General features: G+C 44.6%; 15 protein-coding genes. 9 read left to right on the forward strand and 6 right to left on the reverse strand.

The features are described 5' to 3' along the window. Positions 1–42 precede the first annotated feature (42 nt). From QUA53_RS08160 to QUA53_RS08185, 6 genes are all read left to right on the forward strand, one after another. Positions 43–531: a cupin domain-containing protein gene (locus tag QUA53_RS08160; protein WP_333096217.1), complete on the forward strand. Its 489-nt coding sequence runs from the start codon at positions 43–45 to the stop codon at positions 529–531. 210 nt (positions 532–741) lie between these two features. Continuing rightward, positions 742–1125: a hypothetical protein gene (locus tag QUA53_RS08165; protein WP_333096218.1), complete on the forward strand. Its 384-nt coding sequence runs from the start codon at positions 742–744 to the stop codon at positions 1123–1125. Between the two features lie 46 nt (positions 1126–1171). Next, a complete protein-coding gene (locus QUA53_RS08170; protein ID WP_333096219.1) occupies positions 1172–1483 on the forward strand; it encodes a nucleotidyltransferase family protein in 312 nt (103 codons plus the stop codon). Next, positions 1473–1811, forward strand: a complete 339-nt coding sequence (locus tag QUA53_RS08175; RefSeq protein WP_333096220.1) for a DUF86 domain-containing protein — start codon at positions 1473–1475, stop codon at positions 1809–1811. The genes QUA53_RS08170 and QUA53_RS08175 overlap by 11 nt, the downstream gene beginning before the upstream one ends. Before the next feature lie 39 nt (positions 1812–1850). Continuing rightward, positions 1851–2228 carry a hypothetical protein gene (locus QUA53_RS08180; protein WP_333096221.1) on the forward strand — a complete coding sequence of 126 codons (378 nt, stop codon included), beginning with the start codon at positions 1851–1853 and terminating at the stop codon, positions 2226–2228. 498 nt (positions 2229–2726) lie between these two features. Further along, a complete protein-coding gene (locus QUA53_RS08185) occupies positions 2727–3098 on the forward strand; it encodes a DUF4342 domain-containing protein (protein ID WP_333096222.1) in 372 nt (123 codons plus the stop codon). A gap of 86 nt (positions 3099–3184) precedes the next feature. On the opposite strand, the gene QUA53_RS08190 is transcribed toward QUA53_RS08185, so the two are convergent. The 3 genes from QUA53_RS08190 to QUA53_RS08200 all read right to left on the reverse strand — a co-directional run bounded on the left by QUA53_RS08190 (position 3185) and on the right by QUA53_RS08200 (position 5358). Further along, positions 3185–4516, reverse strand: a complete 1332-nt coding sequence (locus QUA53_RS08190) for a serine hydrolase (protein ID WP_333096223.1) — start codon at positions 4514–4516, stop codon at positions 3185–3187. A gap of 295 nt (positions 4517–4811) precedes the next feature. Next, positions 4812–5144 carry a hypothetical protein gene (locus QUA53_RS08195; protein ID WP_006633666.1) on the reverse strand — a complete coding sequence of 111 codons (333 nt, stop codon included), beginning with the start codon at positions 5142–5144 and terminating at the stop codon, positions 4812–4814. A 40-nt stretch (positions 5145–5184) separates the two neighbouring features. Further along, the gene (locus tag QUA53_RS08200; protein ID WP_333096224.1) at positions 5185–5358 is read right to left on the reverse strand and encodes a hypothetical protein; all 174 of its coding nucleotides are present in this window, start codon (positions 5356–5358) and stop codon (positions 5185–5187) included. A 276-nt stretch (positions 5359–5634) separates the two neighbouring features. Between QUA53_RS08200 and QUA53_RS08205 the strand changes: the two genes are divergently transcribed. Further along, positions 5635–7500 (forward strand): AAA-like domain-containing protein, encoded by a 1866-nt coding sequence (locus QUA53_RS08205; protein WP_333096225.1) that lies wholly within the window; start codon positions 5635–5637, stop codon positions 7498–7500. Positions 7501–7830: 330 nt separating this feature from the next. On the opposite strand, the gene QUA53_RS08210 is transcribed toward QUA53_RS08205, so the two are convergent. Both QUA53_RS08210 and QUA53_RS08215 read right to left on the reverse strand, forming a co-directional pair. After that, a complete protein-coding gene (locus QUA53_RS08210) occupies positions 7831–8340 on the reverse strand; it encodes an O-acetyl-ADP-ribose deacetylase (RefSeq protein WP_333096226.1) in 510 nt (169 codons plus the stop codon). A gap of 50 nt (positions 8341–8390) precedes the next feature. Continuing rightward, complete coding sequence (locus QUA53_RS08215) at positions 8391–9137, reverse strand: 5-formyltetrahydrofolate cyclo-ligase (RefSeq protein WP_333096227.1); 747 nt, start codon at positions 9135–9137, stop codon at positions 8391–8393. 233 nt (positions 9138–9370) lie between these two features. Between QUA53_RS08215 and QUA53_RS08220 the strand changes: the two genes are divergently transcribed. After that, a complete protein-coding gene (locus QUA53_RS08220) occupies positions 9371–12121 on the forward strand; it encodes an AAA-like domain-containing protein (RefSeq protein ID WP_333096228.1) in 2751 nt (916 codons plus the stop codon). A gap of 33 nt (positions 12122–12154) precedes the next feature. Here the strand turns inward: QUA53_RS08220 and QUA53_RS08225 are convergent, their stop codons facing one another. Continuing rightward, entirely contained in the window at positions 12155–12619 is a 465-nt protein-coding gene (locus tag QUA53_RS08225) for a COP23 domain-containing protein (protein ID WP_333071047.1), read from the reverse strand. Positions 12620–12963: 344 nt separating this feature from the next. Here QUA53_RS08225 and QUA53_RS08230 point away from each other — a divergent pair, with 344 nt between their 5' ends. Then, on the forward strand, positions 12964–13461 hold the full coding sequence (locus QUA53_RS08230; RefSeq protein WP_333096229.1) for an HNH endonuclease: 498 nt from the start codon (positions 12964–12966) through the stop codon (positions 13459–13461). The last annotated feature ends 162 nt before the right edge of the window (positions 13462–13623 follow it).

Genomic DNA, 13623 nt, shown 5'->3' on the forward strand with positions numbered 1-13623 from the left:
GCCATCGCCAGCCAGCTAACACTTCGCTTGAGGAATTAACAAATGACAATTCATCAAAACGGACTTTTTGTTGAACCTAGTCAAGGTCGTTCTTACTACTTTGGTCAAGACCTCTATACCTTCAAAGCAGTGGGTGAAGAGACAGGGGAAGCCTATGCGCTTTGTGAGGTAATTGTTGCACCTGGTGGCGGTACGCCGACCCATCGGCACAACCGAGAAAATGAATCATTTTATGTTCAAGACGGAGAGATTGAATTCCAGCTTGACGATCGTACTTTCGTTGCGACGGCTGGAACCTTCCTTCATTCACCGAAAGGTCAGCTTCACCGATTGACGAATACCACCGCTACACCCGCTAAACTCCTGGTTTGGGTCACTCCTGCTGGCTTTGAGAAATTTATTGCCGAAGTTGGAAAGGCCGTGAATGGTGAGATTACCGTTGGAGCATCCTTGAGCCCTGAAGACCTTGACAAAATTCTTACTACTGCTCCCAAGTACGGTATCGAGATCGTACCTCCACCATCCGAGTAGCGATTGTGCGATTTCTTACCGTAAAACAACCATAATACACAGAAGTAAAGCGATAGCTCAAAGGTATCTCGATTGAGTATGCTCTATCGGAAAATGTGCCCCTCGACACCTTACACAAAAGTTGTCGCTGTCGGATTTCTATTGACTCGACCGCCCGTGCTTTCCAATGGACTATAATTCAGATACCAACTTTTGTTGGAGTATTTTTATATGTCCTTGCAAGAGCTTAAAGAAAAAGCCAGCCAACTCTCGGTCAGCGATCGCCTTGCCCTGCTAGGTGCGATCGTTGAATCCCTGCAAAATACACGAGAAATCGAGAATTGGCAATATTTAATTGCACGTCCTCATGCTTGGCGCAAACAACTTTACATTAAGGGACGTAAATTACTGGCATCGACTATTTGGCGAGACATGACTGCCAATGGGATGTCACCCGAACAAGCTGCCGAAAATTGGGATTTACCCCTGTCTGCTATCTATGAGGCCATTAATTACTGTCAGAAACATCAAGAAATTTTAAAATTAGAAGCAGACGAGGAACGCTATCGATTGGAAGTAAAAGGAGTGCAAGTTGAGCCTGCGAATGCTGCTTGACGAAGATTCTCAAGCAAAGTATTTAGTCTATAAGTAAGGAGGCTGAATGAAAACCGATCTCGCCCTACCAATTGACCAAATCAACAAATTTTGCCAACAGTGGCAAATCATCGAACTCTCCCTTTTTGGTTCGATCCTTCGTGACGACTTTCATGCAGACAGCGACATCGATATCTTAGTTGCTTTTGCCCCCACAGCCAACTGGGGTCTACTCGATCACGCCCAAATGCAGGAAGAACTCGAAGCACTGCTAAGTAGACGAGTCGATCTAATCAGTAAACGGGCGATCGAGCGCAGTTCCAACTGGATTCGCCGTCAAGAAATTCTCTCTACGGCTCAAACTATTTATGTCAAATAACCGCGATCGCGCTTCCTTGCTAGACATTGCCAGGGCTGCTCAAAAAGTCCTGCAATATAAAGGTAACATGGACAAAATAGCGTTTCTGGCCGATGATAAAACGCAGTCTGCGATCGTGTTTCAACTTCTGATTATCGGTGAAGCGGTGAAACGCCTTTCTCCAGAACTGCGATCGCAACATTCGGACATTCCTTGGTCACTCATTGCCAGAATGCGCGACAACTTGATTCATCGATATGATGACATCGACCTTGATGAAGTCTGGACAACTTCAAATGAAGATATTCCAACACTGCTGATTGCATTGGAACCTCTATTGCTAGAATAATAACACTTATTTCCTCTGTAAAATTTAAGAGTGGCAACAATGAGTGAAAACGATGAATATAAGCAATTTCTTCCTGATGACAAGTTAGATACCGATCGGATTGTCGTGGAAGTCCCTGCAGAGCAAAAATCTCCTTATCAAGAAAGAATTCCATCTGGATATGAGCCTATGGGTGAAATATATCTGCGTGGAAGAGCTTTTAGAGGTTTAGCAAGAGGAAGAATTCCTTGGTGGGTACTTATTTCGGGCTGGATAATCTTTGGTGGTTTAGCTCTGCTGATTCTGATTTCAGCGATCGCCTCAGCATCTTTTTCAGCTTTACCAGTTTTGATTATTGTTGCCATTCCTCTGATAATTCTGTGGCGAGGAACCACTGCTAAGTTCTCAATCAAGAAACATCAAAGTAGGAGAAGATAGTTGCTTATTAGGAAAAGTCGGTGGGAATTTCAGCGGCATTGTTTTCAGGGTTTAGACAGGGAGAGCGTCGCAGTCTAACGATAGCTCGATCGCTCAATTAGCTCTTTATGCTCTCGGTGACATACCTGCCAACTGCTGAAACTTTTTGCTACTAATGGCTGTGGCTGTTGAACCTGCACGAATACGGCAATGTCGGTAATTGATCGAGATCGAAAGTTTCAACAAAAAATTCAACACAGCAACCACGTTGACATGGCTAGCAGTGTGCACCTTACCTGTATCTAGAGACGGGTTGTTTCAACAATATCTTCTCTACCTTTCGGAAGAGATAAACCCGCCCTGATATAACGCCACAAAAATAATCTTTTGAGTAAAAAGGCGGGGGTGGAAAGTACGAATGCAGGTTGTAGGGTTTCCTTGCCTGTCATTCCCAAGTGCGATCGCCGAAGATAAGGATATAGAAATTAAACGGTTGGTTTTCACCCGCCCTTACACAAAATGAACTCACAACTAGAACAACAAGTAACGATTCTCCAAGACGAAACAGCAGCGACTGGAAATTCTGCAAACCCAACAGTTGAAACACCTTTATTCGCCTCAGAATTTGCAACAGAAGAAAAAGTCAGAGTGGAAGAATTTAAGATTAGTGCCGACAGTTTAATTGGCAAAGTCAAAGAACTAATTCAGCAAGGAAAACTCCGCCGCCTCGTCATCAAAAACTCGCAAGAGCGGACTTTGGCAGACATTCCGTTGATGGCGGGATTGGTGGGCGGCGTTGCCGGATCTGTAGTCTTTCCCATTGCTGCTTTACTTGCTACAGTAGGGGCAGTTGCGGCTCATTTGACTGTAGCAATCGAGCGCAAAGAATAGTCATTAGTAATTAAAAATCTTCTCTTCAAGTCCGCGAAGGCGGACTTTGTTTATTTAGTAGCGATTTCACTCGCCGAATTGTCCAATCAACGCAAATTCTCCGGTACTTTCGCCGCAGGTTGCTCTAAATAATTGTAAACAATCCGCGAAATTCGACCCACAAAATCTCTCACAATCGGGTCATTGTAAGGACGTTTGACAAATATTGCGGCTAAATAACGCTTGCCGTTGGGCATATCAATAATTCCAGCATCGCCAACCACAAAGCCGATATCTCCGGTTTTGTCCGCAATAACTGCTCCCGGGCCCAAACCGGAAGGCAAAAGCGTTCTAGTTGTTGTGTGCCGCAGTAATTCTAAAGCTTGTTCCCGACTCGATTCAGAAACTAATTTATCGCGAGACAGCATCGCCAGCAGCTTTACCATATCCACAGAACTTGTGGTATTTGTTCCTTGAAAATCGCCGAGCCAATTGCGAATTCTGGTATCAGTTAATCCCCAACTGCGAAAACGCTCGTTGAGTTTAGCAATTCCCCCCAAACGTTCAATAATCATGTTGGTGGCTGTATTGTCGCTGATGGTAATCATTTTATCTACGGTTTCTCTGATGCTAAACCGAGTTCCATCAGGTTCGTCTTGCATAGTTCCAGAGCCGCTGGCTACTAAGTCGGACTTCATAACTAATGTTTCGTCTAGGCTAACTTTGCCTGCGTCTACATCTTGATAAAAAGCAATCAGAATTGGTAGTTTGATGGTACTGGCGGCGGGAAATACTCGATCGCCCTTAATATCCAAATAGTTTCCTGTATCTAAATCCAGAAAAAACATTCCGGCGCTCAGGGATCTATACTGTTCGATCGCACTTTCGATTTGAGGCTTGATGGCTGTCATTTCCGAGGCGGTTGACATCACCAAATCAGTAGAATAATTTCTCTGATTTTCCGGCGAAACAGTGGGCGTCACTTGACCTGCTGCTTGTTCTATCCGGGTAATAGCTGTGGGGATAAAAGACTCATTCCCCGCTATCTGCTCGGGATTTGGCAACTGAAACGACCAGCGCGTGGCAGATTCTCTAATGACTCGGACTTGTTGCGGGTCTAACTTATAACCGGGAGTTAATTCTATTACTAACCTGGTAGTTCCGGTGTCAAACTGCCCGACTCTAATTTGTTGAATAGCTGAGTTGTAGCTTTGAGGACTTTCGGGATACTCCAAGACTATTCCCGGTAAGTCAATTACTAAGCGGGTGGGATTGGCGATTAGTTTGACTTCCGGCTGAACTCCCGAATCTGTGGTTAAATTGAGTTGGTTTTCCCTGGGATCGAAGTGCCAAGATGTTAGTGTATCAGCTTTTGCGGGCAGGGCGATCGAGAAAAGGCTAAGGGCGGCCGGCAACAGCCATCGCAGTTTAGGAGTCATGTGTGAAGAGAAAGAGTTTAACGGCTGCAACGAGAAAGCAGCTGAAAAAACCTTATCAACCGCTTTCGAGACGAAGCACATAGCATCATACAGTCAACTTTTGCCTGCAGCCGTAATTTTTTTTATTTTCTTTGAGAATAGTCGGTTTCCGGGACCGATCTCAAATCCGCTTCTATTACCCATTTTTCTTCCAATCTCGCCCAGGCGGACGAAAGTGTGTACAGTCGTCGTGGATTCTCTTGGCAGAATTCTTGTTTTGCAGGCAAAAATTTTATTCGCCTGAGATGAATTCAAGTTAGGCGACTTCCCGATTTCTAGCATCTTCGAGCGAGTCGATCGCAGCTTTGAGAAAAACTTTTCCTTTCGCAACGAATCGGCGATCGCTCAAAGGATCGTAAGCTTCCCAATTACCGCTAACTTCGCGATCGCGCCACAAAAACCAGCAGCGGTAGATTTCCCCGCTATCTATATCATCGCACAAAGCCAGCCAATCATCCCCCGTGAGAGCGCTAGCATCTAATGCTACCAATTCCACCCATGCAAGTGCAGTGCAGGCATCGATCGCCTCAGCGTCAACGGAGTCAGATTTGGTAGCTATAGGTTGTGGCGAACACAGTGTAGACTTCATAATTTCTCCTTAATTCAATTAAATCAATCAATGAATTGCCCTATTTATGCAACTGACCCGGTACGCCAAGTGGAAAAACTGTGTTTTGATGAATTTCTGATTGGTCAAATTTACCCGCGGCTGATGCTTCTGTTAAATTATTAAGTGTATTAATTGTGAAAATGGCGGCGGTTCCCAAAGCGGCCATTGCCAGTCTGTGTAAGATTTTGCTCATTTGGCTGCTCCTTTTTTGCTTGGTGTATCTACTCTAAAAAGTTAAGTGGTGATTAGCGGCGGAGATTGGGGAGTTAAGAAAAACTTTTTCTCGTCAAATATATTCAACTGTTGAATCCGTTATCAGGAAAGAGTTTGAGGAGTCGATCGCCCTAAAAACCTCTCCAAGTAAAATCCCTTAAATTCCGGCTGGCTGATTATCTTCCTTAAAATCGCCCAAAATAGGAACTTAAGGCGTTAAAATTTCTAGATTCGTTCCCCTTTCACTGCAAGCGAAGTGCTCAAGTCAAAACGCGATCGCGGTCGCATTCTCACTGCCTCTGGCTTAAAGAAACTTAACGAGGCGCTCCAAGAATGGTCTGACCGAAATAACATTAGAGGTACTCTGACTGAAATCGAGGCCGAGTCTGGCGTCGGTGCCGATACAGTCAGCAAAATTAAGCAGGGTAGAGAAGGTGCGGATTTGAGTAAAATTCGACAGTTGTTCGCGGCTTTTGAAATGACTCTGGCTGCTAGCGACCACCGATCGGCTAAACTTGAGGAACCGGAAAATTTAGACGAGCTGGAAAATTCGCAGCCAGCGGAAGATACAGCCAGCAGCAGAATTGTTAAAGTATTTGTCAGTTATCGCAGCGCTGAACCAGATCGCGAGTTAGGAAAACACTTAGAAATAGCCTTAAGCGCGATCGGTCATACAGTTTTCACAGCAGAAAATAATATTAGATTGGGAGACAATTGGTTCGACCGCATTAATTACTTCCTCCAAGAATGCGATTATTTGCTGATACTTTTGCCGCCAACGGGAAACCAAAGCGAACTGCTAACATATCAAGTTCAGCAAGCAAAAGAACTGCAAGACTCCCGCCCTGACAGAAAACCAATAATTCTCCCCATCCGCGTCGGCTTTCCCCTGAACGCGCCTCTAAATCACGACTTGCGGGGCTATCTGTACCGCATCAAACAGAGGGAATGGAAAACCACCGCCGACACTCCAATTATTATCGAAGAAGTTCTGAATTTACTAGCAGAACAACCCGCACCCGTCGTAGAAGAAACGGAAGATTTAACACAAAAACAGCTATTAGAAATTAGCAGCGACGAAATACCTCTACCCGCCGCCGAACCTGAATTACCGGGAGGACAAGTCGATGTCACTTCTCAATTTTATGTAGAACGCCCGCCCATCGAAGAACGCTGCTATCAAACTATTGTGCAGCCCAGCGCGTTAATTAGAATCAAAGCACCGCGACAAATGGGCAAAACTTCCTTGATGGCCCGAATTTTGCATCACGGAGCCCGTCAAGGCTATTGCACCGTGCCGCTAACTTTTCAGTTAGTAGATAAAGGCGTATTTGCCAACTTAGATAAATTCTTAAAGTGGTTTTGCGCTTACGTCGGTCGCGAGTTGCACTTACCCAATCAATTAGACGATTATTGGGACGAAATTTTCGGCAGCAAAGTCAACTGCAAAGATTACTTTGAAAAATACATTTTACCGCAAATCGACAGTCCTTTAATTTTAGGATTAGACGAGATCGATCGCGTTTTTCAATATCCCGACATTGCCGAAGACTTTTTAGGACTGCTGCGGGCGTGGCACGAAGAATCGAAGCGGCGCGACATCTGGAAAAAACTGCGATTAATTGTAGTTCACTCCACCGAAGTTTACATCCCGATGAACATCAATCAATCGCCTTTCAACGTCGGACTTCCCGTAGATTTGCCCGAATTCAACTCTCAGCAAATACAAGATTTAGCAGCGCGCCATAATTTGAATTGGTCGGAGGCAAAAGTTGAGGAATTGATGGCTATTGTCGGCGGTCATCCGTATTTAGTGCGAGTTGCATTATATCACATCTCGCGATCGGGTTTGACACTCGATGAATTAAAAGAAACTGCGATCGCAGATGCGGGAATTTACAGCGACCATTTGCGCCGGCAGTTGTGGAATTTAGAAGAATATCCTGAGTTAGCGCAGGGGATGAGAGAGATTGTGACTGCGGATTGTCCGGTGCCATTAAAGGCGATGCAGGCTTTTAAGTTGGACAGTTTGGGGTTGGTGAGATTGCAGGGGAACGAGTGCGTGCCGAGGTGCGAACTGTACCGACAATATTTTCGATCGCACTTGAGCGCGATCGTGTAAAATTTTGTGCGTAAGTGCGGTAAGTAATAATTAGGCGAATGATACCATGAACGATATTTTTTTGATAACTTCCGATAATTGGCTAGATTGGATAACCGTGTTTGGTTATCTAGCCTTTACAGCTTTCATTGCATGGCGCGTGTTCACCACAAAGTAGATATATCATCAACTTACAGTCTTCTTCTTCTGTCTTGCTTCGCGTCCTACCCTACCCTTCGGGAACCCCTGCGGGGAACGGGAACGGCTTCGCCGAACGCGCCTTCGCGGTTTGTTAAATAAATAGTAAAAAATGTAGATATTAAGACTAGGGTAAAACCCTAACTAAATTCACTACCTCAGAGTGTAGTTAGATATAATCTTCTCATAAATTTCATAATTCTCTCGATCGAAGCAGCAAAAAATTACTCTTGGAGAACCACCATTTTTTTGTATTTGTTCTGAGCATATCTTCACTGCAATCTCACCTGCTAGAGCTTTAGGATATTTGTAAATCCCAGTGCTAATGCAAGGAAATGCCAAACTCTCTAACTCTCGATCTGCGGCGATTTGCATACACTTGCGATAACACTCGGCCAGGAGTTCAGGTTCTTCATGATTACCTCCCCGCCATACTGGCCCTACTGTGTGGATGATGAACCGTGCCTGCAAGTTATATCCTTTAGTTAGCTTAGCATCCCCAATCTTACATCCTCCAAGCAATCGGCACTCATGAACAAGTTCTGAACCTGCTGCTTTGTGTATTGCTCCATCTACTCCGCCACCCCCAAGTAAACTGGTATTTGCAGCATTCACGATTGCATCAACTTCAAGTTTTGTGATGTCGCCCAAAATAACTTTCATATTTTTTGGAATAGTAAACTATAGGCAAGTTTACCAAAGAAACTCGTTATCTAGTCTTGCTCTTTCAACTTTCGCAAAATTGGAATTTGTGCCAACTGTTCCGGCCGTATACTACCCCAGTTTAACCCAATTGGACGCGGATAAGTTGTATTAGTTTCAATTACCTCCTCAGCAGTAACAATCCAATTCAGCGCCCAATCGTGAGCCTGCATTGGCAAACGCGAATCTGCGACTATTTGCAAAGGATGCACTGTTGTTACAATTGGCGTATCGATTTGTACTAACCCGAATTCCTTCAACATAGCCAATTCCAAATCGGCAAAACCTGCACCTTTCCCGGTTCTTCCACCGCCCGGCCCTGCTGCTACGCAGCCGACTATTACTAAATCAATTGGCTCCATTTCTGCAAAACTTACCAATTTTCCGCAAGCGAGTGCTTTGCGGGCGATCGCACTTTCGGCAATTGATATATTTTGCCTCTGCAAATCCTCAGCCGTTAACTCAACAAAACAGCGATCGTCTGTCAATCGCGGTACTGCCATATACAGGCGTTTTCCATCTTGCAAAGCTTGCATACGCACCGGATTTTGCGCCGAATCTGGATTGCATTTAATCGTTTTTGCTTGTTGCCAAATTGGTAAATTTGCCAATCTTTCAGCCGCCACCTGTGCACCGACAAAGTTGGGAATATGACCAAACGGATCGCCAATAGATGCCGCTTGCTGCTTCAGCAAAGACCAAATTTCAGCTCTTAACTTGTCTTTGTCGTCGTTGTATCCAGTCCAATCAGTTTTCATACTGTATTGTGTTACAATTTATCATACAGAATTATGCTTTAATACCGCCTCACTTCTTCAGTCCGCCAAGTCGGACTTTGTTTGTTTTACTGTTGAGCGGTTTCAACCGCCGAATAACTGTATTGTGTTACAATTTATCATACAGAATTATGCTTTAATACCGCCTCACTTCTTCAGTCCGCGAAGTCGGACTTTGTTTGTTTAGTAGTGGTTTTAACCGCCGAATCACTTATATGAATTTTACCACAAAGCCCAGTTACTATCAAGTCGGCGGCAGTCTCACCAATAACGCTCCCAATTATGTGAAGCGGCAAGCCGACGATGACCTTTATAACGGATTAAAAGCCGGGGAATTTTGCTATGTTTTGAATTCCCGGCAAATGGGCAAATCTAGCTTGCAGGTGCGGACAATTCAGCGGCTGAGAAATGAAGGAATTGCTTGTGCTGCGATCGACATTTCGGAAATTGGCAACCGCGGCGTCACTCCCGAACAGTGGTATGCTGGTTTGCTACGCATTCTGGAAAATAACTTTAACCTGTCCGATATTGTCAACGTGCGGACTTGGTGGCGCGATCGCAATTTTTTAACCCCGGTTCAAAGATTGAGCGAATTCATCGAAACCGTACTGTTACCCAACATTTCCAGCAATATTGTCATTTTTATTGACGAAATCGACAGCATTCTCGCCCTAGATTTTCCCGCCGACGATTTTTTAGCCTTAATTCGATCGTGCTACAACAAGCGCGCCAACAATTCAGAGTTCGATCGCCTAACTTGGGCCCTTTTAGGCGTAGCATCGCCGACGGATTTGTGCCGCGAGAAAAATGCCAGCAGCAACACCCCTTTTAATATTGGCAAGGCGATCGAATTAACTGGTTTTGACGAAACAGAAGCTCAACCGCTAGCAGCGGGGTTGGCAGAGCTGACAGACAGCCCTCATGAAGTTTTGAGAGAGGTTTTGTATTGGACGGGCGGGCAGCCTTTTTTGACTCAAAAGCTGTGCAAACTCCTGCTGGAAAATCCACAATTAATCCCGAATTTACCCCCCCCAGCCCCCCGTGACCAAGGGGGGGAGAAAGATAAAATTAGCACTTCTAAAGAGTGGGTGGAGAAGGTAGTGCGCTTGAAAATCGTGGAGAATTGGGAAACTCAAGATGTGCCCGAACATTTGTCCACAATTCGCGATCGGCTTTTCAAAGAAAACCAGCGCATTGTCAGGAGACTGGGATTGTATCAGCAAATTTTAGAACAAACTGAAAATGTCCCGGATGGTAGTGCCGAACAAATGGAGTTGCGATTAAGCGGATTAATCGTTAAGCACGGGGAAAAATTAACAATTTCTAATCCTATTTATGAAGCTGTTTTTAACAAAAAATTAATTAAAGACAAATTAGAAAAACTCTCGCCTTACTCGGAAGCGATCAAACTCTGGCTAAATTCTAGCTGTGAAGATGATTCCCAACTGTTGCGAGGGGATGATTTGCAGTCAGCATTAGTTTGGGCGGCAGGAAAAAGTTTGAGAAACGAAGATTTTCAGTTTTTGACTGCCAGCCAGAAAGTTATTTTGAGCGACCAAAATCAACTGCTGCATTCAGCTACACTAGAAACCAAAAAAGCTGTGTACGATGCCGAAAAAGCTTGGAGTGAAGCTGACTCTGCCAAACAAAAAGCCAAAGAGTGGATCGGCATCGGTTCTGCGGTACTGGCCGCATCGTTACTGGCGGCGATCGGCTTTTCAACTCTCGCTTACCAGCGGTTTAAACTAGCACAAGCCAGTATTGAAATCGAACAAAGTGGCAGCGATGCTTTATTGTTGGCGGTATCTCAAAAAACCGAAAGCACAGAAGCTTTATCAGAAGCTTTACTGAGGGCGATCGCCTCGGGTAAAAAGTTAAAAACTTTAGTTGAAAATCAACCGCGTCTAGAACAATATCCGGCTACTATACCGCTGCTAGCCTTACAAGTAATCCTCGATAAGATTAGCGAAAAAGAAGAGCAAATAAAAACCTCATCACTTCCACCACAAATAAAGATGAAGTGGCAAGCTCATATCGGTGCAGTTACCAGCGTCAATTTTAGCCCCACTCACCAAGTTTTAGTAAGCGCCGGAATAGACGATAGCGTTCGGATTTGGAACTTTTCCGGGCAAAAAATTGTTGAATGGAAAGCTGGGCAGCAGTCAGTTAATATGGTAAACTTTAGCCCTAACGGTAAATTTTTAGCAACCGCAGGAAGGGACAGCACAGTTAAAATATGGAATTTATCAGGAAAAAATATTTCTACATTCAAAGGGATTCAAGGCTCAGTTACTAGCATCAGTTTTAGTCCCGACGGACTGTTGTTGGCTGCTGCTGGAATAGACAGCAATGCTGCAATTTGGAAATTGTCAAAACAGCCAAAATCCATATCGTCTAGCGTCGTGAAACTCCCCGGTCACAACGGCTTAGTGAGAAGCGTAAATTTTAGCCCAAACGGAGATTTTATAACGACTTTAGATGGCAACTCTACAGTGCGAATTTGGAATTTGTCGGGAAAACTGAAAAAAACACTTCCCTTTCAGGCAATTGGGCTCAGTTTCACTGCGGCTCCACACCAGTATCGCTTTGCTACAGTAACATTGAATGGCAAAGTAGGGCTGTGGAATTTGTCAGAAAAAGAATTAGTTAAGGAATTTCAAACATTGCATTTAGATGCGAAATCAATTAGTTTTAGTCCCGACGGAGAACGGCTGGCTACAGTGGGAATTGACAAGACTGTAAGGCTGTGGAATTTAGCGGGGCGGCAGGTTGCTCAATTTGAGTTTGAGGAGAATGTTGTTAGTGTCAGTTGGAGTCGAGACGGAAAGCAAATTGCTGTAGCTGGAAGCGACGGCACTGTCTGGCTGAGGCAGGTTGAAGGGTTAGAAGAATTGCTCAAGCAAAGCTGCAATTTTTTCACCACTCAACCGAAGTATTTTACAAGAGTTTCAACTCTCTGCAAGTAGGACACGGCAATGCCATGTCCCTAATGATGACTATCAATTTACTTTAACAGGCGAAACACTTACATTAGGATTTGTAACTCTTTTTAAGAGTTCTTGTCTGGCTTGTTCTGGATTTTGACCTTTGGGTACTTGATATAATAATCTACAGGAACCGTCTTGAGGATTAGCTGCACAAATAATTAGTTGACCGGTGGACGATGCACCTGCTGTGACAATATTATCCCAGCTTCCTTGCGGTTGCGAGTTGTTGAGAATTCCTGAGACTCTGGTACACCGAGTAATCGCATCTTCTCCTGATTCATTGAAATAGTTATCAGCTAGCCACAAAATAACGGGAATATTTTTGCCCTGTTGGACAGCAATTGTAGCTGGACGGCCGCCAGCAGCGCCGCAGAAGAATGAAGGCGTTTGGGCAAAGGCTGGACTGTTTGCTAAAATCGGAGCAGCAAGGGCAATAATTGACGCGCTAAAAACTGACTTTAAGAGCCGAAATTTCATGAGCAGTAATAAGCTTTTTCATTTAAGGTTACTAATAGTCTAAAAAGTTAAGCTGTTTGTTGCCGGGAAGATTAGGCATTTAGAGAAAAAAATAAAATTTATTCTGCAAATTTTTGCCATCGCACACACTGGCCTCATTTAAGCCAAAACTCAGGGAAAAATGCTTGCTGACAAACACCAAAGGCAGAAAATAGATGTAGCCCTAGGGGGCGCAGGCGCGAAGGTATAGGGTAAAGAAGTGGTTTTTCACCGTTTTTTGCTGAGCCTCGCTCTTTCTGAGGCCGTCCCACCTAAAGGGGAACCTGTGTTAACATCGAAAAAAATATTCTCTTTAATAATCAACAATGGGCAATGTTCTGGTGCTGAACGCCTCCTACGAACCCCTTAACATCACCAATTGGCGAAGGGCGGTAGTTTTGTTGCTGAAAGGAAAAGCAGAACAGGTAGAACACAACGGGAAATTTATTGCGCCAAACTTCCCGCTACCAACTGTGATCCGACTGCGGCATTACGTCCGAGTTCCCTATAAGGATATTCCGCTAACCCGCCGGAACATCTTGCACCGGGACGCACACTCTTGTCAATACTGCAGTTATGCGGGGGACGATTTAACCCTCGATCATGTAATTCCTCGATCGCGCGGAGGAGGGGACAGTTGGGAAAACCTTGTCACCGCCTGCGTGCGCTGCAATGTCAATAAAGGCAGCCGCACGCCGAAAGAAGCGGGAATGCCGCTGCGCTATCCGCCTCGGAAACCTCACAGCGGTCTTTATTTTGAAGTGACTAAACACGTTAAGAGCGGTATGCACAAAGAATGGCAAAAATATGTAATAGGCCTTTAAAACCCCTGTCAGCGCAAGCGCGGGGGTTTTTTGCGGAAGTTCTGAGTCCTGAGATTGCTTCGTTCCTGGGAACACACACTCTCTGCATAAATTAAAAAGTTAAACACTTAAAGAGAGAATTTACGCTCTTAAATCAGGTTTCTCGTAAGAAGTATGGGCTTT

Origin of the sequence: Microcoleus sp. Pol12B3 (genome assembly GCF_036701355.1) — a bacterium.
In the GTDB taxonomy this organism is placed as follows: Bacteria; Cyanobacteriota; Cyanobacteriia; order Cyanobacteriales; family Microcoleaceae; genus Microcoleus.